Origin of the sequence: Vibrio clamense (genome assembly GCF_050337905.1) — a bacterium.
GTDB lineage: Bacteria > Pseudomonadota > Gammaproteobacteria > Enterobacterales > Vibrionaceae > Vibrio > Vibrio cortegadensis.
The window spans coordinates 244,174-266,945 of record NZ_JAKJTJ010000021.1 but is presented as its reverse complement, the minus strand read 5'-3'; the positions used below and the strand labels follow the sequence as shown (position 1 = coordinate 266,945).

General features: G+C 41.9%; 23 protein-coding genes, 1 riboswitch and 1 other annotated feature. Of the genes, 8 read left to right on the top strand and 15 right to left on the bottom strand.

Translation table 11 applies throughout. From position 1 onward, the window contains the following. Positions 1–8 precede the first annotated feature (8 nt). Both focA and L4C39_RS08905 read right to left on the bottom strand, forming a co-directional pair. Positions 9–845: a formate transporter FocA gene (gene focA, locus L4C39_RS08910; RefSeq protein WP_017054719.1), complete on the bottom strand. Its 837-nt coding sequence runs from the start codon at positions 843–845 to the stop codon at positions 9–11. Between the two features lie 204 nt (positions 846–1,049). Next, a complete protein-coding gene (locus tag L4C39_RS08905) occupies positions 1,050–2,432 on the bottom strand; it encodes a hypothetical protein (RefSeq protein WP_371711016.1) in 1,383 nt (460 codons plus the stop codon). Positions 2,433–2,729: 297 nt separating this feature from the next. Here L4C39_RS08905 and L4C39_RS08900 point away from each other — a divergent pair, with 297 nt between their 5' ends. After that, a complete protein-coding gene (locus L4C39_RS08900) occupies positions 2,730–2,966 on the top strand; it encodes a TIGR02647 family protein (RefSeq protein WP_017054717.1) in 237 nt (78 codons plus the stop codon). A 70-nt stretch (positions 2,967–3,036) separates the two neighbouring features. On the opposite strand, the gene L4C39_RS08895 is transcribed toward L4C39_RS08900, so the two are convergent. After that, positions 3,037–3,459 (bottom strand): PACE efflux transporter, encoded by a 423-nt coding sequence (locus tag L4C39_RS08895; RefSeq protein WP_113795958.1) that lies wholly within the window; start codon positions 3,457–3,459, stop codon positions 3,037–3,039. 92 nt (positions 3,460–3,551) lie between these two features. Here L4C39_RS08895 and L4C39_RS08890 point away from each other — a divergent pair, with 92 nt between their 5' ends. Together L4C39_RS08890 and L4C39_RS08885 are read left to right on the top strand one after the other, a co-directional pair. Beyond that, a complete protein-coding gene (locus L4C39_RS08890) occupies positions 3,552–4,442 on the top strand; it encodes a LysR family transcriptional regulator (protein ID WP_371711017.1) in 891 nt (296 codons plus the stop codon). Continuing rightward, complete coding sequence (locus L4C39_RS08885; protein WP_371711018.1) at positions 4,439–5,275, top strand: NAD-dependent epimerase/dehydratase family protein; 837 nt, start codon at positions 4,439–4,441, stop codon at positions 5,273–5,275. The genes L4C39_RS08890 and L4C39_RS08885 overlap by 4 nt, the downstream gene beginning before the upstream one ends. A 169-nt stretch (positions 5,276–5,444) precedes the next feature. Here the strand turns inward: L4C39_RS08885 and L4C39_RS08880 are convergent, their stop codons facing one another. Together L4C39_RS08880 and cysS are read right to left on the bottom strand one after the other, a co-directional pair. After that, a complete protein-coding gene (locus L4C39_RS08880; RefSeq protein WP_017054713.1) occupies positions 5,445–6,023 on the bottom strand; it encodes a thymidine kinase in 579 nt (192 codons plus the stop codon). Between the two features lie 76 nt (positions 6,024–6,099). Continuing rightward, complete coding sequence (gene cysS, locus L4C39_RS08875) at positions 6,100–7,482, bottom strand: cysteine--tRNA ligase (RefSeq protein WP_429745444.1); 1,383 nt, start codon at positions 7,480–7,482, stop codon at positions 6,100–6,102. 194 nt (positions 7,483–7,676) lie between these two features. Here cysS and L4C39_RS08870 point away from each other — a divergent pair, with 194 nt between their 5' ends. The 4 genes from L4C39_RS08870 to L4C39_RS08855 all read left to right on the top strand — a co-directional run bounded on the left by L4C39_RS08870 (position 7,677) and on the right by L4C39_RS08855 (position 10,918). Then, positions 7,677–8,171, top strand: a complete 495-nt coding sequence (locus L4C39_RS08870) for a peptidylprolyl isomerase (RefSeq protein ID WP_017054711.1) — start codon at positions 7,677–7,679, stop codon at positions 8,169–8,171. A 69-nt stretch (positions 8,172–8,240) separates the two neighbouring features. Continuing rightward, positions 8,241–8,969 carry a UDP-2,3-diacylglucosamine diphosphatase gene (lpxH, locus tag L4C39_RS08865; protein ID WP_136995645.1) on the top strand — a complete coding sequence of 243 codons (729 nt, stop codon included), beginning with the start codon at positions 8,241–8,243 and terminating at the stop codon, positions 8,967–8,969. A gap of 108 nt (positions 8,970–9,077) precedes the next feature. After that, on the top strand, positions 9,078–10,301 hold the full coding sequence (locus L4C39_RS08860) for an EAL and HDOD domain-containing protein (protein WP_017054709.1): 1,224 nt from the start codon (positions 9,078–9,080) through the stop codon (positions 10,299–10,301). A 77-nt stretch (positions 10,302–10,378) separates the two neighbouring features. Continuing rightward, a complete protein-coding gene (locus tag L4C39_RS08855) occupies positions 10,379–10,918 on the top strand; it encodes a YchJ family protein (protein WP_429745529.1) in 540 nt (179 codons plus the stop codon). Between the two features lie 85 nt (positions 10,919–11,003). Here the strand turns inward: L4C39_RS08855 and hisIE are convergent, their stop codons facing one another. The 9 genes from hisIE to L4C39_RS08810 all read right to left on the bottom strand — a co-directional run bounded on the left by hisIE (position 11,004) and on the right by L4C39_RS08810 (position 20,239). Continuing rightward, entirely contained in the window at positions 11,004–11,657 is a 654-nt protein-coding gene (gene hisIE / locus L4C39_RS08850; protein WP_429745441.1) for a bifunctional phosphoribosyl-AMP cyclohydrolase/phosphoribosyl-ATP diphosphatase HisIE, read from the bottom strand. Next, positions 11,654–12,427, bottom strand: coding sequence for an imidazole glycerol phosphate synthase subunit HisF (gene hisF / locus L4C39_RS08845; protein ID WP_017054706.1), 774 nt, complete (start codon positions 12,425–12,427; stop codon positions 11,654–11,656). The genes hisIE and hisF overlap by 4 nt, the downstream gene beginning before the upstream one ends. Continuing rightward, positions 12,409–13,146 carry a 1-(5-phosphoribosyl)-5-[(5-phosphoribosylamino)methylideneamino]imidazole-4-carboxamide isomerase gene (hisA, locus tag L4C39_RS08840; RefSeq protein WP_017054705.1) on the bottom strand — a complete coding sequence of 246 codons (738 nt, stop codon included), beginning with the start codon at positions 13,144–13,146 and terminating at the stop codon, positions 12,409–12,411. The genes hisF and hisA overlap by 19 nt, the downstream gene beginning before the upstream one ends. A 43-nt stretch (positions 13,147–13,189) precedes the next feature. Beyond that, positions 13,190–13,804 carry an imidazole glycerol phosphate synthase subunit HisH gene (gene hisH, locus L4C39_RS08835; protein ID WP_429745438.1) on the bottom strand — a complete coding sequence of 205 codons (615 nt, stop codon included), beginning with the start codon at positions 13,802–13,804 and terminating at the stop codon, positions 13,190–13,192. A gap of 14 nt (positions 13,805–13,818) precedes the next feature. After that, positions 13,819–14,892, bottom strand: a complete 1,074-nt coding sequence (hisB, locus tag L4C39_RS08830) for a bifunctional histidinol-phosphatase/imidazoleglycerol-phosphate dehydratase HisB (RefSeq protein ID WP_429745436.1) — start codon at positions 14,890–14,892, stop codon at positions 13,819–13,821. Positions 14,893–14,984: 92 nt separating this feature from the next. Further along, positions 14,985–16,028: a histidinol-phosphate transaminase gene (hisC, locus tag L4C39_RS08825; protein WP_429745434.1), complete on the bottom strand. Its 1,044-nt coding sequence runs from the start codon at positions 16,026–16,028 to the stop codon at positions 14,985–14,987. 2 nt (positions 16,029–16,030) lie between these two features. Then, the gene (gene hisD / locus L4C39_RS08820) at positions 16,031–17,353 is read right to left on the bottom strand and encodes a histidinol dehydrogenase (protein ID WP_429745432.1); all 1,323 of its coding nucleotides are present in this window, start codon (positions 17,351–17,353) and stop codon (positions 16,031–16,033) included. A gap of 5 nt (positions 17,354–17,358) precedes the next feature. Continuing rightward, positions 17,359–18,255 carry an ATP phosphoribosyltransferase gene (gene hisG / locus L4C39_RS08815; RefSeq protein ID WP_371711023.1) on the bottom strand — a complete coding sequence of 299 codons (897 nt, stop codon included), beginning with the start codon at positions 18,253–18,255 and terminating at the stop codon, positions 17,359–17,361. Positions 18,256–18,322: 67 nt separating this feature from the next. Next, positions 18,323–18,455 (bottom strand) — a sequence feature (His leader region). Between the two features lie 188 nt (positions 18,456–18,643). Next, complete coding sequence (locus L4C39_RS08810; protein WP_429745429.1) at positions 18,644–20,239, bottom strand: Na+/H+ antiporter NhaC family protein; 1,596 nt, start codon at positions 20,237–20,239, stop codon at positions 18,644–18,646. A 113-nt stretch (positions 20,240–20,352) separates the two neighbouring features. Continuing rightward, a riboswitch (Lysine riboswitch) is annotated at positions 20,353–20,533 on the bottom strand. A 419-nt stretch (positions 20,534–20,952) separates the two neighbouring features. Here L4C39_RS08810 and L4C39_RS08805 point away from each other — a divergent pair. Then, positions 20,953–21,360 carry an H-NS family histone-like protein gene (locus tag L4C39_RS08805; RefSeq protein WP_017052221.1) on the top strand — a complete coding sequence of 136 codons (408 nt, stop codon included), beginning with the start codon at positions 20,953–20,955 and terminating at the stop codon, positions 21,358–21,360. A 68-nt stretch (positions 21,361–21,428) separates the two neighbouring features. Here L4C39_RS08805 and L4C39_RS08800 read toward each other — a convergent pair whose 3' ends face one another. Then, complete coding sequence (locus L4C39_RS08800) at positions 21,429–22,733, bottom strand: inosine/guanosine kinase (protein ID WP_136993885.1); 1,305 nt, start codon at positions 22,731–22,733, stop codon at positions 21,429–21,431. Positions 22,734–22,772 lie beyond the last annotated feature (39 nt).

Sequence of the window (22,772 nt, the reverse complement as noted above, 5' to 3'; positions counted from 1 at the left end):
TGTAAGGGTTAATCTCTTAAATAGATCAGCCAATAGCCCATTCCAACGAAAATCCCACCCCCAATAATATTACCAAGGGTAACAGGAATTAGGTTGTTGATAATGAAACCTATCATATTCAAATCTGCAAAATCAGCGGGGTTCATCCCTGTCATTTGCCAAAATTCTGGAGAAGCAAAATTCTTAATTCCAATCGCCATTGGAACCTGAAACATATTGGCGATACAGTGCTCAAAACCCGCAGAGACAAACATAGCGACAGGTAAAACCATAACGATGATTTTATCCGTTAAGGTGCGCCCACTGAATGTCATCCACACCGCCACGCAAACCAAGACATTACACATGATGCCTAGAGCCACTGCCTGCCAAAAGCCATGGTGAAGCTTATGTTGAGAGATCAGCATAGTATTGAGACCAACTTGACCATGGTCGAACATGTATTGTTTAGAAGTAAGCATAATGCCCACCAGCAAAAGAGCACCAATCAAGTTACCAGCGTAAACCACAACCCAGTTTTTAAATAAACTTGCCCATGAGATCTTGCCACTCGCTCTTGCGACTAATGTTAAAACGGAACTGGTGAATAGCTCGCCACCCGTGATTATCACCAAAACCAAACCTAAGCTGAACGCTACGCCACCCATGAAACGAGTTAACCCCCAAGGAAGATCGCCAGCACCAGTCGTGATCGTGGTATAAAACACAAAAGCAATACCAATATGCAAACCCGCGGTGATAGCCAGTAAAAAAGATTTAATGGGATCTTTCGTAGCTTTACCGACACCAACTTCTGCAGCTCGTTCTGCCATTTGTGGAGGTAATAAAGAGTCAAATTGATTCATTTCAAACACCGGTTACATATTGATACAAATATAGGGATTCGGATAATCCTCTTATTTTCGTCGAACATCAAGACGTAATTCGCATGTTTACTAAAAATGTTTATTTTCGGTCTTATATCTCATTTTAAATATTATAAAAATATCTCAATAGAAATAAAAACGGCACCATATAGGTGCCGTAATCAATTGATCAATAACAAGATGTTATATTGAAGGTGCCACTATCTCTTTAGCCACCTTTGATGTTTTAGGCAACAGATCAACACTAGGCGTCACAGCAACCTCTTCACTAAGAGGCGTTTCTACAATTTGTTGAGCTTCTGTTTCAAGTGGCGCATCTTCTTGAGCGTTCACTGCACTGTCTGCCGGTATCGCTTCCGGTTCAGGCTTTGTTTGTGCCGCTTGGCTCTTAAAATTCGCCACAAGCTCTTCTAAACTCTGTATATGAGCTTCACTGCGAGACACTTGTGATGTTAATAGATCTTTCTGTTTCACTTGCTCTGCTAAGAGAGTGACGTTACGTTCATTTTGTAACTTAGCTTCCGCTAACTCGCTCGTTAACACTTTAAGTTGTTTTTGTAATGATTCTGTCTGATCTTCATTATGCAAGCTTTCTATACTTGCAACAATCTTCTTAGCCTGAACACGTAAAACCTGATCTCTATAATCAGAACCATCCACAGCCTTAGATATTGCCAGTAAACGATTTTCTATTTCCAGAACGGCGGGTTCAAAATGTTCATCTTCAACACTCGCCAATAATTTAACTTGGTGAGCCACATTTTTTACATGCTCTAACTCAAAGTTTGCTGCCGCAACTGCGCCTTCAATGCTCTTTAAATCTCTTGGATTTGCCGTCACTGTGCTTTCAGCAAGCTTTATTTGAGCAGTCGCAGTAGCAAAGCTGGTGACAGCAATGTCGTTCAAGTCATTTTTTCTTAATTGAACTAAGCGCACTTTTAATGGTTGAATAAATTTTTTCTGTACCACTTTAATTTCAAGTGATTTAGCTTGATTCAGAAACTCAACTTGGGCCTCTTGAGCTTCTTCTAACTCATCAACTACAACGTATTCAAATAACGCCTTATATTTACGATAAAGTGAATTAAATTGACGGTTGTAGATTTTATCCGCTTCGATTGTTTCAAGGTAATCCATCTGCGCTATTGCATCAGCTAAAATGGTATCCGCCTTTGCTTTCAGTGCAGTCAACGCTTGATAGCTAGCTTCAACAATAGATAGCTGTTCAGTTAAAGCTTCAGCATAAGTTTCACTCGAAAACATTGAATAGCTTTTATTTATTTTACTTGGTTCAACTCGTAATTCTTGATAAATCTCGCTCGCTTCTTTCCATGCAGAATTAAGTTCAGAAAAATTTTCTGGTGCATAGATTTTTAAGCCTTCGATACCTTGAAGCTCTGTTTCCCACTTTTGGTATTGGGCTTGTGATACTTCAAATGCCGATGTAAACAGCTCGACACCTTCTTGGTTAGTTTCACTCTTACTTCCAACTGATTCTGATGTACTTTGGCATCCCGAAACACCCAGAATCATACAAAGAGCGACTGCTGTTTTTGTGATTTTCATTATTATTCCTAACTACTGCTACGTTTAGATACTATCCTTGTTCCGACTCCGTTGGGTAGATCTTATTTATTATTGGAGTGATTACTAAACCATAATAATATAAGCAGGCTCACGACCACAACCGTTCATAAGTTGCATGAATAATATTTAACCACATCATGGTCTATTTATACTCATCGACCGTTCAATTCTGCGCCAATTTAGCGTTATGTGGCATTTTTTCGATATTATGATTGCAGATATATATCGCTGCACTTATTGTGACGGAAGTAGAAAATCAATAATAAAGGTATTCAGATGAAATTCTCAGAACAGCACATCGCAGAACTAAACTTACTTCTTCAATTTGACCTAAGCAGCGCAGCAACTGGGATCAAAGTTCATGCCGAAGCATCTGACGAAGTAAAAGGCGCGGTAGCACGTCTTTACAGCAAAAACTTATGTACTTTGCCAGACGGTGGTTACCTAACTGACGAAGGCATTGAAGCTGCAGAGAGTGCAGATAAAGTTCTACGTATCTTAAGCGCATCGTAGAAAAAATAGTTAAACGCGAAACAGGGCAAACCTAACGGGCTGCCCTGTTTTTGTATCTGACCAATCTTCATTATTTAATGGCAAATGCCAATTTTTTAAAGGGTTGGTATTTATCGTATCCCCAATTGAACACCATAGTGTAAAAGAAAAAGAACACTAAGAATCCAGCTTCAAGCGCAAGTGCGTTCAATATGCTCATGTCTAAATACCATGCAATAGTTGGCACCGTGACAAAAATCAAACCACCTTCGAATGCAATGCTATGCCCGACTCTAATTCCTAAGCTCCTTTCTGTTCTGTTATTTCCAAACATTCGGTCAAACATTACATTAAAAATATAGTTCCACACGACGGTAAATAGGCTAAGAGCAACACCGACAATCGCTAAGTCACCAGCAGCATTTCCAGTGGCGAGTGCTGCTCCTGGGATAATCAGCGCCAATGCGATACATTCAAATGTAACGGCATGAAAAATTCTTTCTTTATTTGTCATTCTCTTATTCCATTGATTTCAGTGGTTTCAATGCCTGTATTATCATCTATAATTCGGATAGTAGATAATTAGATACCATCTGGAAAAGCGATATGTTTAGTATTGAGCAACTTGAAGCCTTCCAAGCAACTATTGATACAGGCTCGTTCTCTGCCGCAGCAAGAAAACTAGGAAAAGCACAATCTGCCGTCAGCCAACATGTCATTAATCTTGAGATTGATTGCGGTTGTGAGCTATTTGATCGATCTGGGCGCTACCCAATATTGACTGAAGAGGGTAAAAAGCTTGCTCCCTATGCCAGTGCCACTCTTATTCAGCATAAAAGGCTGATTGGGAAGATTGATACATTAACGGACCATTACTCATCTACTTTGGTAATCGCAGTAGATGAAGGGATCCCGTTGCAAAAAATCACAACGATTCTCAAAGATCTTCATCATGAATATCCTCAGCTTTCAGTTGAACTCTTAAGTGCGACCAGCATTGATATTATTGAAATGGTTCAATCAGGACAGGCGACAACAGGCATCATTTTTAGTGAATTATCAATGCCAAGTTGTATCGATTTTGAATCTGTCGGTTCGATTGCCTTTGATGTTTACGTCTCTAATACTCACCCTTTAGCTCAAGAAGTTGCACCTCATATAGATATGCTGCGGCTACATCGACAATTGCTGATTAGTTCAAGAGACTCTAAACAGAGCAGCTTCCACCAAGCACATAGCCCAGATATATGGTATACAGACAATTACTATATGCTTTTTGAAATGGCAAAAAGTGGTTTGGGTTGGTGTTTACTCCCTTCTCATCTCGCTGAGGATCCATCTCTTAAATCAAACCTGACCCGAGTGCCTGTTGAATTTGAAAACTTAACTTGGTTTGCCAATGTAGACGTGATCCAGCATCAAAACAAAAGTAATGAACCAATGCACAAACGTGCGCGGCAAATGCTTCGAACATTACTTAAAAAGGAAGAAAAATGAGCACTATTTCTGTACTCGGTGCAGGCTGGTTAGGCCAACCCCTTGCACTGCGCCTTAAACGACTAGGCCACCAAGTCTTCGCAAGTAAAACCCAGCAAACTGGAGTCGACACACTGGCCGAGAGTGATCTTCGTGGATTTGTTTGTTTGCTTCCTGAATCCAATTTATCTTCCGATTATAAACAACTGGTTCACCATCTACAGACGCAACAATGTGATATTTTGATCGGTAGTTTTCCACCGGGGTTTCGTTCTGGTAACGGCGAAGAGTACGCTCTACGCTGGAAGTATTTAACCCAAGCAGCGAAAGAGGCGAATGTACAAAAGATCATCATGATTAGCTCAACCACGGTTTACCCGGCAACTCATACCACGATGACAGAGGAGGATGCGTCGCTAAAACTGTCTCAAACCGCCCCACGCTTCTCCAATTCAGCGTTAATCATGCTGCAAGCTGAGCAGTATGTGATTGATTCTGGCATTGAATTCGACATTGTTCGATGCAGCGGTTTAATCGGACCGAATCGTCATCCTTCACGTTTTGCCAGCAAACTTAAACAGGTCAGCCAAGCCGCCCCAGCCAATATGCTTCACCTTGAGGATGCTATTGATAGCGTAATATTCACTTTGACTCATTTAAGTAATCAGATCGTTAATGCAACCTGCCCAGAAACCGTCAGCAAAGCTGAATTCTACCAAGCTGCACTCAATGCTGTTGGCTCAACCGAAAAGCTGCCGAACATTGTGAATACTGCCGATAAAAGAATTTCATCGAAGAAATTGATGGATTTGGGCTATCAATTCCATTTCAACCACACCCTTGATGCGTTGTGATCTGCACAGTGGTTGAGGTCGAGCGTTTATGTCGTAAGTGAGAGGAAACAGAAGCGGGAATGTTGAGGCAGAATCTGAAGCATAATTTTTCATCGCATTTTTTAGCTAGAGAGTAGGAATTAACTCTCTAGCTAAATAGAGATTGAAGCATGTCACCTAACGTTGTGTTCTAGCGGCCCAAAGCTTCTTTGTAGTGCTGGCGACAAACTGACACATACTTGTCATTCCCACCTATGGCTACTTGATCTCCTTCGGCTATCGCGACACCGTGTTCATCGGTACGAATAACCATGTTTGCTTTACGACCACAGTGACAAATTGTTTTCAATTCAACTAACTTATCAGCCCAAGATAGTAAATACTTACTTCCTTCAAAGAGTTCACCTAAAAAGTCAGTTCTTAACCCGTAACATAAAACGGGGATATGCAATTTATCCACGACCTCAGTGAGCTGATAAACTTGCTCTTTAGAAAGGAATTGACACTCATCGATCAGCACACAATGGCGCTTCTCTTCACTATTCAATAATTGAATGGCATCAAAGAGGTTGGTGTCCGCTTGAAATAGCTGAGCTTCTGATTGAAGTCCAATTCGTGAGCTGACTTTACCTACACCATAGCGATTATCGAGAGCAGCAGTAAAAATGACTGGATTCATTCCGCGTTCTTGATAATTAAATGAAGATTGTAGAAGTGTTGTTGATTTACCCGCGTTCATTGCCGAGTAGTAAAAATACATCTGAGCCACAGAGATATTCCTGTCTAATAATTAAAAAATTTATTTATAAAAAAGGGCTGAAAAACAGCCCTTTTTAAATTGTTTATTACTTACGTCGCCAAGTGGTGCCATCCGCACCATCTTCTAGCTCAATGCCCATCTCATTAAGCTTATCACGCGCCATATCAGCATTCGCCCAATCTTTTGAAGCGCGAGAATCATTACGTAGCTTAATTAATGCTTCAATTTCCGCTACTTCATCATCACTTCCAGCATCACCCTTTAAGAATGCTTCAGGCTCTTGATGAAGAATGCCGATGACATCCGCAAGTTCACGCATCAATGCGCCCAAACCACTTGCTTTCTCAACACTCTCCGCTTTGATACGGTTAATATCGCGAGCCATGTCGAATAGCACAGAATAAGCTTCAGGTGTATTAAAGTCATCATTCATAGCTGCAGAGAAACGAGTTACGTACTCTTCACCACCAGCAGGAGCCGCTGATAAATCTAAACCACGTAAAGCTGTGTATAGGCGTTCAAGTGAAGCACGTGCTTGGTTTAAGTTCTCTTCGCTGTAGTTCAACTGACTACGGTAATGACCAGACATTAAGAAGTAACGAACAGTCTCAGGATCATAGTGATTTAGCACGTCACGAATGGTAAAGAAATTGCCTAGTGATTTTGACATTTTTTCACGGTCAACCATCACCATGCCACTATGCATCCAAGTATTCACATATTGAGTGCCGTGGGCGCAGCATGACTGTGCAATCTCATTTTCATGATGTGGGAACTGCAAGTCAGAACCGCCACCGTGAATATCGAAGTGATTACCTAGAATCGATGAGTTCATTGCAGAACATTCAATGTGCCAACCTGGGCGACCTGGTCCCCATGGTGATTCCCATGTTGGTTCACCCGGTTTAGACATTTTCCATAAAACAAAGTCAAGTGGGCTGCGTTTCGCACTTTCGATATCAACACGAGCACCCGCTTGTAATTGATCAAGATCTTGCTTTGATAGCTTGCCGTATTCGTCGTATTTCTTAACTTCAAACATCACATCGCCGTTGCTAGCAACGTATGCGAATCCACGTTCGATAAGCTTTTCAACCAAATCAATTATTTCTTGAATAAAGTCCGTTGCTCGTGGTTCAACATCTGGACGCTTCATGTTCAATGAATCGAAATCTTGGTGCATCTCACCAATCAATCTTTCAGTTAAAGAGTCACAAGACTCTCCGTTTTCAGCGGCACGCTTAATGATCTTGTCATCAATGTCCGTGATATTACGAACGAACGTTAGGTCATAACCTAAATAACGAAGGTAGCGAGAAACAACATCAAATGAAACAAATGTACGACCATGGCCAATGTGACAGAGATCGTAGATGGTTACCCCACAGACATACATGCCGATTTTGCCAGCTGTAATTGGTTTGAATTCCTCTTTTTGTCTTGTGAGTGTGTTATATATTTTTAGCATGATCTCTATCTATAATTAGTATGTGAAACAGTACATGGAACATAATAAGCTCGCAGTATATCAACTCCGTCCTTATTAGGTAACACCAATTTCCGCGATCCTAAGCACTTAACGTGACATTTCACCATTTGAATGTGGCTCGACTTAGGCTAGAATCCCGACCTCATATTAAAAAACACAGTAAGGTAACAATCATGATCATCCTTCACACAAATTTTGGTGACATCAAAGTTCAACTAAACGAAGAAAAAGCACCAGAAACTAGCGCAAACTTTCTACAGTACTGCCGTGATGGTTTTTACGACAACACGCTTTTCCACCGTGTTATCGATGGTTTCATGATCCAAGGCGGCGGCATGACTTCTGGCCTTAAAGAAAAAACAACTCGTGCGACTATCAAGAACGAAGCAAATAACGGCCTTGCAAACAAAGTTGGTACGTTAGCAATGGCTCGTACGATGGAACCACATTCTGCAAGCTCTCAGTTCTTCATCAACGTAAACGACAACGCTTTCCTAAACTTCCGCTCAGAGAGCCGTGATGGTTGGGGCTACTGTGTATTCGCTGAAGTTGTTGAAGGCATGGATATTGTTAACAAGATCAAAGGTGTTAGCACTGGTACTATGGGTATGCACCAAGATGTACCACTAGAAGAAGTGATCATCACTGGTACAACAATCGAAGCGTAATTCGATTTAATACATTCGATACAAAACAATAGGAACTGGGGCGTATTTATTACTCCCCTTTTTTATACTATGAATACTCTATTTATCTCCGATCTTCACCTTACTCCCCAGCGTCCAGATATCACTGAATGTTTCTATACCTTTATGCGTGAGGAAGCGATCCATGCCGATGCCCTCTATGTCTTAGGTGATCTATTCGAGTTTTGGGTGGGTGACGATGATACTTCGACATTCGCATCGGATATTCGCGCAGCGTTTCGACAGCTAGTTGACTCTGGCGTACCTTGCTACTTCACTCAAGGAAATCGAGATTTTTTAGTCGGTAAGCGATTTGCTAAACAGACGGGTGTCACACTATTAGATGAAGTCTCCGTCATTGATCTTTATGGAAATAAGGCTGTGGTACTGCATGGTGATACCCTTTGTACTGAAGATGTGAAATATCTCGCTTTTCGGGAAAAAGTACATCAACCGTGGTTACAGTTTGTTTTCAATAGAATCCCATTTTTTATTAAGAAAAAAATCGTTGCGAAGGTGCAGTCCGATATCAAAGGAGATAAGCAGACTAAGTCTTTGGATATCATGGATGTGACGCAAAGCGAAGTTGAAAAAGTGCTCGATCATAATAATGTTGATTTGATGATTCATGGGCATACCCACAGACCAAATATTCATTCCTTGCAAACATCACAAGGTACAAAAACTCGTATTGTTCTTGGTGATTGGTATACCCAGGGCTCAGTTCTTGTACTAAACGCGCAGGGTTTTGAACTACAAGAAAGACCCTTTTCAGGTTAATTAGTTAAGATTGCGCTTTTTATTTTATTTTCCTCGACTGAAACATAGAATTTTTACTAAAAAACGCTATCATAAATCATTATAATCTTAACCGAACGCGATTCGACATTGAAGTATACCTACGTAGCACGCCAGCCTATCTTAGACATAGATAAGAAAACGATCGGTTATGAACTGCTGTTTAGAGACGGTCCTAAAAATACCTTTCCTGAAATCGACCCTAACCTCGCAACCAGCAGGTTATTGTCTGATCATTTTTTAACGACTCACTACAGCATGTTGGGCACGAAACTTGGATTCGTAAATTTTCCATATCAAAGTTTAGTGAACCTGGTTCCTTCTCTTTTTCCAAATCACAACTTAATTGTTGAGATCCTTGAAGACTGTGAGCCTGATGATGAACTATTTGAAGCCATTAAGAAGCTGGCTTCAATGGGGTACAAGCTCGCACTTGATGATTTTATTCCAAGTAAAGCTTGGGTTCGATTTTTACCTTACATCTCTATTATCAAATTCGATATTCGCCAAGTTTCAATTGAGAAGTCAGCGGTTTTCATCCAGCGACTTGCCAATACTAAAATCAAATTTTTAGCTGAAAAAGTGGAAACTTACGAAGAGTATGAAGAGGCTAAAAAAGCTGGATTCCATTACTTTCAAGGTTATTTCTTCAGTAAGCCGGAGATGATTCAGCGTAAAGCGATGAATCCAAATTTCATTACGATTGTTCAGTTATGTAAAGAGATCGCGGTTGAGCCCATTAACTTTGCTGAAGTAGAAAGATTACTGTCGTGTGATGTGACGTTATCGTTTAAATTGCTCACTTACGTAAACTCAAATCATATGATTACTACGAGTATCAAGTCTTTTAGACAAGCACTCGTCTATTTGGGTGAACAGAAACTGAGACAGTTTGTCTCTTTCGTTGCCATTGCGTCAACTCAAGAGCGTAAACCCGATTCTCTTTATGGACTCGCGATTCAACGCGCCAGATTGTGTGAGTTGTTATCACTAAAACTAGACACACAAAATGACGATCTTCGTGGGCAAGCGTTTCTAACAGGTATGTTTTCGTTGCTTGATTCTCTGCTCGATCACCCGCTAGATCAATTAATAGATTCTATCCCAATTGACGATGAGATAAGACTCGCCCTCACGAAGCAAGAAGGTTTACTGGGTAACCTCTTATCCTTGATCACTGCGTATGAAAAAGCACAGTGGGATAAGACACTGCTCTTGCGAGAACAGCTCGGTATCAGCGAAGAGCAACTTGCCCAATGCTGTGATGAAGCGGTCGCATGGTCACAAGATTTAATGTCCCCTATGCAGCATTAACCAACGCACTCAGTACAACTACACCACTCACATATTTTAGATGACCTCTGTTGAGGTCATTTTATTATCAGGAATAAATCATGTCTTCATGCCCATGTGGAACGAATAAACCTTATTCAAGCTGCTGTGAAATTGCTCATAAGCATCACGCTGATGTCACAACGCCAGAACAGTTAATGCGTTCACGTTACTCAGCTCATGTGTTGGGTCTCATCGATTACGTCGTAGATACTTATCACCCAAGTTGCAACGCTCAAGAGCAACGCGAAGGCATTGCAGATTCAATTGATAGTGACTGGTGCAAACTTGAAGTAATTTCAGCGTCAATGGGTAAGGATGAAAATGAGGGCTTTGTAGAATTTAAAGCATACCTAAACGAAGATGGTGAACAGTTCTGTTTATCAGAAAAGTCTCGCTTTTTAAAAAAGAACGACCTTTGGTATTACATTGATGGGGAATTTCCAGAAGTTCAAGATCCGCCCCATGAGCCTAATAACACAGAGCCCCAGCAGCCTAGCGATCCGCGTTTAAATCAGACGGTTGAAAATTTCAAGATCGGACGAAATGATCCATGCATCTGTGGCAGTGGTAAAAAGTTTAAGAAGTGTTGCGGTTAGCCCTCCTCAACAAACAAAAAATTCGCTCCGAATAGAAAAACGGAGCGAATCAGTACGAATAAAAATGAGATTCAAACCTGAAGAATTATTTGTGTCGCTCTTTTAATTTATTAATCACATCATTCATCGATAAACCTTGATCTTGAAGTAAAACAAGCAAGTGATAAATCAAATCAGCCGATTCACACACTAACTCCGCCTTATCACCCGACGTCGCCGCAAGCGCGACTTCAACACCTTCTTCCCCCACTTTCTGCGAAATACGCTTGGTGCCACGGGCATAAAGGCTGGCAGTATAAGAAGAGTCAGGATCTGCGTCCTTGCGGGCAACCAATAACTGCTCAAGTTGATGAAGCCAAACCATTTGGGATTCTTCTTGTTTGTCTGAATCCCAACAGGTTGTCGTGCCTGTATGGCAAGTAGGGCCAATTGGTGAAACTTTCACAAGTAGAGTATCGTTGTCGCAATCTAATGAGATATTCTTCAATTGCAGTACGTTGCCAGACGTTTCACCTTTGGTCCATAAACGCTCTTTCGTTCGAGAAAAGAAGGTGACCTGACCCGTTTGCCCAGTTTTAGCCAATGCTTCAGTGTTCATGTAACCCATCATAAGCACTTGGCTTGAGGTAAAGTCCTGCACAATCGCGGGAACCAACCCTCCAACTTTTTCCCAATCGATACGATCCGAAAGCAATGCTACGTCCTGTTGCTGCCACTGTTGCTGAAATTGATCGCTCATAAACGTATCTCCACGCCTTGTTGTTTCAAATACTGTTTCAATTCGCCAATGTTGATGACTTGCTTATGAAAGACTGAGGCTGCAAGTGCCCCATCCACATTGGCCTTTTTGTACGCTTGTGCAAAGTGTTCCATCGCTCCAGCTCCGCCAGAAGCAATAAGCGGCACGCCACAAACTTCACGAACCATATTGAGTTGCTCGATATCATAACCGTTACGAACACCATCTTGGTTCATCATATTCAATACGATTTCACCTGCTCCACGCTTTTGAACTTCTTGTACCCAATCACGGGTTTCCCAGTTAGTAGCCTTAGTTCGAGCTTCATCTCCGGTAAATTGATATACCTGATATTTTCCCGTCTCTTTGTCAAAATAGGAGTCGATACCAACCACGATACACTGAACGCCAAACTTATCGGCAAGCTTGGTAATCAGCTCTGGGTTCGCTAACGCAGGCGAGTTGATAGAGACTTTGTCTGCACCAAACTCTAAAATGCGAGATGCGTCTTCAGCCGATTTAATGCCACCCGCGACACAGAATGGAATATCAATCACTTCCGCGACACGTGCCACCCAGCTTTTATCAACCACTCGGCCGTCACTCGATGCGGTAATATCGTAGAAGACCAACTCATCCGCCCCCTCTTCAGCGTATCGCTGCGCCAAAGGAACAATATCACCAATAATTTCATGATTTCGGAACTGAACACCCTTTACCACTTGTCCATCTCGGACATCGAGACACGGTACTATTCGCTTTGCCAACATGAGAACGCCTCCTCTGCGGTAAACTTACCATCTAAAAGCGCACGGCCAACAATCACGCCAGCGACACCACTTCCTTTTAAGGCTTCAATGTCCGCTAAGCATCCAATGCCGCCTGATGATTGAAATTGCACTTGTGGATATTGCTTACAAAGATCAACATACAGTTCGACATTCGAGCCTTCTAAAGTCCCGTCTCTTGAAATATCCGTGCACAGCACATGCTTCAAACCAACCGTTAAATAATCATCGATCAACGCTTCGATCGTCACGCCTGAATCTTCTTGCCAGCCTGAAATTGCAACTTTACGTACGCCTTGCTGATCAATATTGATATCGAGAGCGAGTACGATCTTCTCGGCTCCATATTTTGTCATCCAACCTTTAACTAATTCAGGCTGTTTAACGGCCGTTGAACCCACCACGACTCGTTGTGCGCCTGCTTCAAGTAAATCCACCACATCTTGCTCGTTGCGAACGCCACCACCAATTTGAATACTCGCTGGGGTACTGGCTAACAAGGTGGCGATCAAATCAAGTTGGCGGGCAGTGGTATCTTTTGCGCCAGTAAGATCGACAAGATGAAGCCAGTTCGCTCCTGCTTGGTGATACAGATTAAACTGCTCAGCTGGGTCTACTTTGTATTCTGTTACTTGACCGTAGTCCCCTTGGAATAAGCGAACTACTTGGCCTTCAATTAAATCTAATGCGGGAATAATCATTTACATTCCTTATATGGCAACGTTAGCCGCTGCCTAATCCTTATTACAATTCCAAGAAGTTCTGAATCAGCTTAGAACCAGCCTTCGATGAGCGTTCTGGGTGGAACTGAACACCGTAATAGTTACCACTTTGCACCGCTGCGGTAAACGGATTGCCGTAATCACACTGTGCGATGGTGTAGTCACCCACTGGCATTGCGAAGCTGTGAACAAAGTAAAAGTACTCGCCTTCTTCAATGTCTTTAAATAGAGGGTGATTCGGCGTTGCAGTTACTGTGTTCCACCCCATATGAGGCAGCGGTAAGTCTCCGGTTTCCATCAAACGAACTTCACCAGAACACAAACCTAAACACTCAACTTGAGCATCCGCTTTCTGGCCTTTCTCTTGAGAGAGACGCCCTAACAGCTGCATTCCTAAACAGATCCCAAGCAGCGGTTTTTCGACTTGTTTGACTAAACTAATTAGATCTCGCTGCTCAAGGTTTTTCATTGCTTCGCTTGCGGTACCGACTCCTGGCAAAAACAACTTATCTGCGGCTAAGACCACTTCAGGATCTTTCGAAGTCGCCACGTCATACCCTAAACGTTGTATCGCAAATTTCACTGAGGATACGTTGGCACAACCAGTATCGATAATGACAATTTTCTGATTAAGCATGATTCATTCCCTCGTTAAAGCACGCCTTTGCTGCTCGGTAATTCATTACCTTCGACCTTAATCGCCTGGCGAAGTGTACGGCCAAATACTTTAAATAAGCTCTCAATGATGTGGTGATCGTTATCACCCGTCGATGATAGGTGCAGAGTGCAAGCTAAGGTATCAGTTAACGAACGGAAAAAGTGCACCACCATTTCGGTAGAAAGATCGCCAACTTGCTCACGGCTAAATTTTGCGTCAAATTTAAGATAAGGGCGTCCAGACAAATCTAATGCGCACTGAGCCAAGCACTCATCCATAGGTAAACTAAAACCAAATCGACCAATACCACGCTTGTTCCCCAGCGCCTCTTTTAATGCTTCGCCAAGAGCCAATGCTGTATCTTCAATTGTGTGGTGATCATCAATGTGTAAATCGCCTTTCACATTCAGCTTTAACTGGAAACCGCCGTGAGTCGCGATTTGATCAAGCATATGATCAAAAAAGCCCATTCCAGTTTCGATCTGATTACCACCCGATTCATCTAAATTGACCGCAACACGGATATCCGTCTCTTTAGTGGTTCGAACGACTTCGGCGGTTCTCGCATTCACTGTGAGGTCTTTTAAGATATCTTTCCAGTTCATCGACTCTGGATGGTATTGGATCCCTCGGATCGCCATATTTTCTGCTAGGGCTAAATCCGTGGCGCGATCTCCAATCACGACTGAATGTTTAAAGTCGACTTTGCCACCTTGAAGGTACTCTTTGACCATGCCCAATTTCGGCTTACGGCAAGAGCAGTTATCTTCTTCAAAGTGCGGACAGATTAAAACATCGTCAAACTTGACGCCTTGAGACTCAAATATTTCCATCATCATATCTTGAGGGGCATCAAAATCCGCTTTAGGGTAACTGTCTGTCCCTAACCCATCTTGATTGGTCACCATCACTAAACGATAACCCGCATCCTGCAATGAAAGCAGGCTAGGAATCACGAAGGGTTCAAGTTTTAATTTATCTAAACGGTCAACTTGAAAATCGATCGGAGGCTCAACAATTAAGGTGCCATCTCGATCAATAAATAGAATTTTTTGTTGATTGCTCACTGGAACTTCCTTTTAAATATAAAGCTAAAGGTTAAAAATCTAACCTCAATAATCATGAAAAGAGCGATATCGCCACTTTCTTAAATCATCATCTAGACAGCGTAATAGTTACGAATAAATCCAACCGTTTTCTCACACTCTTCTCGATTGCCAATACTAATGCGAACACAGTCTTTAATTGGGGAGTTTCTTAAAATGATCCCTTTTTCCCATGCTGCTTTAAATAACGCATCACCATCACTAAATTTCACTAATAAGTAATTGCCCCACCCTTCGAAAATTTCGATACCCGCGATGGTCATCAGCCCTGCTTGTAAATAAGCTCGGTTTGCATTCAAATCCAATACTTGAAATTTTGCACGGGCCAACCCTGATTCAGATAAAGCTTGAATGGCTATCTCAGCAACCGGAACTGGAACTGGGTATGGCGCAATGACTTTCAATAAAACATCGATGATCTCTTTGTTCGCGAGGGTGAACCCACAACGTAACCCCGCTAAAGCAAAAGCTTTGGAAAGCGTACGCAAAATCGCTAAATTCGGGTATTGCTCAAGTAAGTCAACCGTTGAGACTTCAGGACAAAAATCGATATACGCTTCATCCATGACCACGATAGCTTTATCTTTTGTCATCTCAAGGAGACGAACGATATCAGCGCGCTTGATCACGTTTCCAGTTGGATTATTAGGGCTACAAACAAACACTAATTTAACTGACTCTAAATTAGATTCGATACCGTTAATATCCAGTTGCCAATCTTGCGTAAGCGGTACTGTTTTTTGTTCAACACCAAATGTTTCCGCACTGATCGCGTACATTCCATACGTTGGTGGGCAGAACAGAATCGCATCCTCACCCGGCTCACAAAAAGCACGAATCAAAAGCTCAATGCCTTCATCGGCCCCACGTGAGGTCAGTGTTTGCTCAGGTTTAATACCAGCATAAGCCGCATATGCTTCGATAAGAGCCTTAGGCTGACATTCACTATAACGATTCAAGCGTGAAAAGTCGGTTTTGTATTCGTTATCAAACGGGGATTCATTTGCGTTTAACCACACATCCCCACTGCCGCCAATTCGACGCGCAGATAAGTAAGGAGTCAATGACTGCACTTGTTTACGTGCAAGCTTTTCCATAGCTAAACTCCCTTCTCTGCTTGGTCACTTATCTCTATCTTTGCAAGCTTTTCAACACGAATGGTCACCGCGCGTTTGTGTGCATCTAGCCCTTCGGCGTCTGCCATGATTTCAACGGTTGGTGCTAAGTTTTTCAACCCATCAGCCGTCAATTCTTGCACAGTCATTCGTTTAGAAAAATCCGCTAGTCCAAGGCTAGAGTATGTTTTCGTATAACCATATGTCGGCAACACGTGGTTGGTACCCGATGCGTAATCACCAGCCGACTCAGGAGACCAATCACCTAAGAAAATTGAACCCGCATTGTCTAACAAAGGAAGCAATTCACGAGGGTTTTTAGTTTGAACAATTAAGTGCTCAGGACCATAGTAATTTGAAATCGAAATACTTTGGGTTAATGATTCAGCAATAATAACCAAACTTGATGACAGTGCTTTTTGAGCAATATCTGCACGAGAGAGTTGCTGTAGTTGCGCTTGCACTGCATCCGTCACCTGGTCGGCAATCATGGGTGAAGGCGTAACTAATACAACTTGTGAATCTGGCCCGTGCTCTGCTTGGCTCAATAGATCAGCCGCTATAAAGTCTGGGTCAGCGTTTTCATCGGCAATGACCAACACTTCAGAAGGACCCGCAGGCATATCTATCCCCGCGCCTCGGAAGTCATTGCTCACCTGACGCTTGGCTTCTGTGACATAAGCGTTCCCCGGACCAAATATTTTATCTACTTTAGCCACGGATTCAGTTCCATAAGCCATTGCCGCAACGGCCTGACCACCACCGACGTTATACACTTCATCTATGTTACATAACTTCGCGACGTATAATATTTCATCTGCAATAGGAGGTGGAGAACAGAGTACGACTTTTCGACAACCTGCAATTTGCGATGGAACGCCAAGCATCAATACGGTTGAAGGGAGCGGCGCACTTCCTCCTGGGATATATAGACCAACGGTATTGATCGGGCGAGTGACTTGCTCACACACGACGCCGGGTTGAGTCTCCACACGTAAAGGTTGAGGCTTTTGGGCTTTATGAAACTTTGCAATATTGTCGTACGCTTGATTCAATGCTTCTTTCATCGAATCACTCAGTCGCGCAGAGGCCTCTTCTATCTCTTGGTTTGAGACGCGGATTGACTCAGGGACAACACGATCAAATTTTTCAGTTAACTCGATTAATGCTTTATCGCCGCCTGAACGAACTTGACGAATAACATCAGCGACAGCGGAGGTAATATTCGCGCCTTCAGTAATAGCTGGGCGTTCTAGAATCGCATCTTGCTGCGATTCACTTAATGATTGCCAAACAACCGTTCTCATCTCAATCACCCCATCATTTTTTCAATAGGAAGCACTAGAATTGAACTCGCACCGAGCTCTTTAAGCTGCTCCATCGTTTCCCAGAATAAATTCTCTGTACTCACTAGGTGTACAGCCACTTTATCCGTATCAGATGATAGAGGGAGTACGGTAGGATCTTCAGCGCCCGGTAACAGTGATTTGATCTGCTCAAGCTTATCGGTAGGGGCGTGCAGCATGATGTATTTTGACTCTTTTGCTTGCTGTACACCTTGCATGCGAGTCAGCAGTTTTTCGATCAGCGCCACTTTGTCAGCATCAAACTCACCGGTTCTTTGAATAAGGGTCGCTTTAGATTGGAAAATGACTTCCGCCTCTTTTAAGCCGTTCGCTTCCAAGGTTGCACCTGTCGAAACTAAATCTGCAATCGCATCCGCTAACCCAGCACGAGGAGCGACTTCAACGGAACCTGTTAGCATACATGTGCTGAAATCAACGCCCTGTTCATCCATGTAACTCTTTAGCAATTGAGGGTATGTTGTCGCAATTCGTTTGCCGGCTAAATCTTGCGGACCGTTATATTCTTCATCTTTATTAATCGCGATAGACAGTCGACAACCGCCAAAGTCTAATCGGCGTAATGCGATAAATTCACTTGGTTCATTCAGTGCTTTACGGTCTAGGCGAACCTCTTCTAATTCATTCTCACCGATGAAACCAAGATCTACCACACCGTCCATGATAAGACCTGGAATATCGTCATCGCGAACGAGTAATAGATCAATTGGCATATTTTCGGAGTGAACAACTAAACGTTCACCCATTATGCTGAATTTAACACCGCACTTTTTAAGTAGGTCTTGGCACTCTTTACTTAAGCGGCCTTTTTTTTGAATTGCGATTCTTAGTCGTTGTGATTGCATTGCTTTATCCCTGTGCAAATTATTGAATATTTATTAAGTCGTTATAAAAATAATGAATTCTGTAAGCATAAAAAAACCCTCGGAAGTTTCTCTCCCGAGGGTTTAAATCTAAATACTTTGACTTAACCTCCGGGAGTTTTCCTGCCTCCCGGGTATGCGCGTATCTCCCGAAAGACTAAACTGGGTGATGATGGTGATGAATGTTCATTACGAATTTGCGCATAGTTATTTACTCTTGTTGGCTTACTGTCTTGTCATTCACACTAACTAAGCTAGTGATGATTTTCAACAACTAATTTAAAAAAATTTAACTGGCTAACCATTTATTTGTTACGCGCACAAAAAAAGGAAGACGAATCTTCCTTTTTTATCACAGATAATCAATGAATTAAGCTTTCTGAGCATTCGCCATTTTTGATTTTGATAACGCGGCTAATAAACAACAAACGGCCACAAAAGCCACCGATGCTGCAACAAAAGAAAGCGCAACAGATGATGTAAAACCTAGCACGATGAAGCCAACACAAGAGACTAGCGCAACAGAAACTGCATAAGGCAATTGAGTCGCAACGTGATCGATATGATTACAACGAGCACCAGTAGATGACAATATCGTTGTATCGGAAATTGGAGAGCAGTGGTCACCAAATACTGAACCAGCCAGTACAGCACCGAGCATTGGTAGCATTAATGCAATATCCGTTGCGGCGGCCATATCACCTGCAATCGGTAACATGATGCCGAATGTTCCCCACGATGTACCTGTTGAGAATGCCATTACACCCGCAAGCAAGAACAGAATTACAGGTAGCCAATGCGTACCGATATTGCCTTGTGCAAGCGATGATAAGTAAGTACCCGTTTTCATATCACCGATGACAGAACCGATTGTCCATGCAAAAACAAGAATCAGAATGGCTCCGAACATTGAACGAGCGCCAATCCACATAGTGCGCACGATTTCAATCGCTGGCAGTTTTTGACGCACAACCGTCACTATAGCCAACACTAGACCAACACTGCCGCCATAGATAAGTGCTTTACCTACATCGGTATTTTCAAAAGCACCTAAGACGTTAAATGCAATTCCGTCCGCAGCCAGTGCTTGGCTACCGGTATAAAGCATTGCCGCCACAGTGGCTGCAATAAGAGCCAGAATAGGTAGCACTAGATCCAATACAGAACCGTTGCTGCTCTCTTTTATATCCAACTCTTCATTAAGATCATGCGCATCTTGGCTATCATTATCTTCATCAAAACCGCGACCTTGAGAAGCGTTAATCTCATGCTCTCGCATTTTGCCCACATCAAGTCCAAACCAAGCAACAGCGAATACCATCAACAGAGCAAATACCGCATAAAAGTTCATTGGAATAAGACGGACATATGCGCCCAATGCAGAATACTCAGTCACACCATGAGTCACTAGGATGCCACCAATGATTGTCATGATATATGCGCCCCAGCTAGAAGCAGGCATAATCACACACATCGGTGCTGCTGTAGAGTCAAGGATGTACGCCAGTTTTGCGCGAGAAACGTAAAAACGATCCGTCACTGGGCGAGAAATCGCACCTACAGCTAAACTGTTAAAGTAGTCATCGACAAAAATAAACACGCCAAGAAATGCAGCAAGCAGTTTTGAACCACGTTTACTTTTAACTCTTGATTGTGCCCATTCAGCGAACGCACGAGTACCACCAGAAAGCGTAAGCAGAGCTGTCATCATGCCTAATAGTAGTAAGAAACCAACAATACTCATGTTCCAAGAGTTGATGCCACCATCTTCAATAAATACACCAGACACTTTCGTTCCGACGTAACTGACTACGCTACCTACTGAATAATCAGCAAGCAAAATAGCGCCCATGGCGATACCGACACCTAAAGAGACTAAAACTCGACGAGTAATAATAGCAAGACTCAATGCCACGATTGCGGGCAAGAGAGAGAGAGGAGATGTTGCAAAATCGATTAAATTCATGATCTTCAAAAACCAGTTATTTTGGTTAGAGATCTACTGCAGATAAGTGACGATTCACTATTAAATCGGACTTATATGTAACTTAACGGAAGGACAGCAATTGCCTAACCCAACCCTACAGTAGCGCTCCATAGTTTAAAAAATAAGACTATGGCAGTGTTGTCCCTATTTGATGACAACCCCAGCAAGCCGTTTTAATTTACAGACTTACTTCGGCAACTACACCTTTCACTGTTATTCATTGGCATCACCCCAATAACAGATACTGATTGTAATTGCACCTCTACGGCAAGAATACAATTTGACTATTGCGTGAATAAAAAAGCAACAAAAAAACTGCATACCTGCATCAGGTAAAACTCATTGTACTTATCTATAGCACCATTGCAACACATCATTCCATGGTTAAAAACATATGTGACATACCATATTCAATACAAATAAGTATGCAGTTGCACAGCACTATGTGTCAAAAGTCACATCTTTTTGACCTATGCTGCCAAATGTATTTTCTTTATTGCATTTATAAATCAAATATCAATTACTTTATTTAACGTCAATATGAAATTAGTCTATTGTTCAAACTATCTATTTTTCTAATAATTCCTAAATTTTAATCATATAAACAATTTAAATAATAATTAATATTGTCTTATTAGCTGATGATGTTTATTATTGTTTAAACCCCCTTATTTAATCGAACAGGAAAAGTCATGTTGGAACTAACTAAAACACTACTTAATATTCGTAGTCTTCGTGCATTTTCACGTGAACTAACACTTGAGCAATTAGAAGAAGCACTAGAAAAACTTACAATTGTGGTTCAAGAGCGTCAAGAGTCTGAAGCGGAAGAGCGTGAAGCACGCGAAGAGCGTGAAGCTAAATTAGCTGAATATGCACAGATGATTGCAAAAGACGGTATTGATGTTGAAGATTTAATTGCCGCTCTTTCTGGTGAAACTAAATCTACAACTAAGAAAAAACGTGCACCACGCCCTGCTAAATATAAATATGTAGATGGTAACGGTGACGAAAAAACTTGGACTGGTCAAGGTCGCACACCTTCAGCAATCCAAGATCAATTAGATGCTGGTAAATCTTTAGAAGATTTCGCTATTTAATTGAATTAATATATTCAAAAAAAAGGCTTCCAATTGGAAGCCTTTTTATTTATCTACGATAATAGAAATTAACGTTCCCAGTACGCTTCTTCTAAACTATCTTCTCTTTCAGGCAAGCCACGAGAAAGTCTTGGTGAATGCTGAACCAATACTTCATAGCTCGCACGGTTTGAATATTTACATACTTGAGAGAAAGATGAATATGTCAAAAATGAATGCTGGTGCTTACTTGAATTTGGCACATTCTCTTTGTGATATTTATTTGCCGCCATATCATGCAACAACGCAGATAACGCAGCATCACCCGCACCATTCGTATTTTTAATTTTTTCAGGCCCACCCATATATGGTGCAATATGTGAGTACACTTTAAGTGGATTTTCACACAAACCTTTAAATGCAGGACGACTAAATTCAAAACGGTTAAATTCAGGCACAGAACCAGGCAATAGTGGCAGCGAGGTTTCACGTTTTGCTTCTTCTTCTGTATAACCCGCCATAAATAAGCCGACAGGACCAGAAGTGCATAAAACTAAGTCAACCCAATCTAATGCTTTATCAGAGGCTGCTAATGGATCGCTTTCACCTGTTAATGCTTCTGCTTCATCTTCATTCATTGCAACAACAGTAACGTGCTGTTGTAAGAAATCTTGCCAAAATTCTGGATCATCCTGAATAACGAATTTAGTACCTAGTGTTAATACCACTGGCACATCATATTGCTTCGCATACTCAATGGCTCGCATTGTCGCATCTGGCATAGGATCACCCGCTTTACAACGAACTAAATAAGCGGTTAATACCAACGCTGATGCATTTTCAAAAATACGCTCAGGAATATTATCTGGATGAAGTTGATTCATCTGACCTTCACTAATAGCAAAAGTACGTTCACCATCTTCTGTAATTAGTGCGAAACAACGACCAATTGCCCCATCGACGCCCTGTAGGTGATTCAAATCCATACGGCTAGAGGTATTACATAAATAGCGGTAACCGTAGCTTCCGATTTTAATGTCCTGACTCATCACACCTAATAAAGTAGAACGGTCATCCGCAAGTACAGAATAATTGTGTAACGTATTGCCAATCGTGCCACCAGCATATTCATTAGTAATAAGTTGGTTTTCCTTCAACTCTTGATATAACGCTTCTGCAGAAGTGTCATCAATAACTAATGAATGTCCCTTACTCAAACCATATTTTTCGATAAGTTCTGAGTTTACTTTCGCCTCAATATCAACCAATGTTTGATCAATACCAATAATATGGGTACGTGACATTTTTTTACTTTCATGCGCTTGACTCACTAGTGGATCGCGAGCGTGGACTGGAAAGTAATGCTTTGATTTTCGTTGGCCAGGAAATTTCATACAATTCGTCTAAGTAAAGGAGAGGGTTGAGATCCGGAA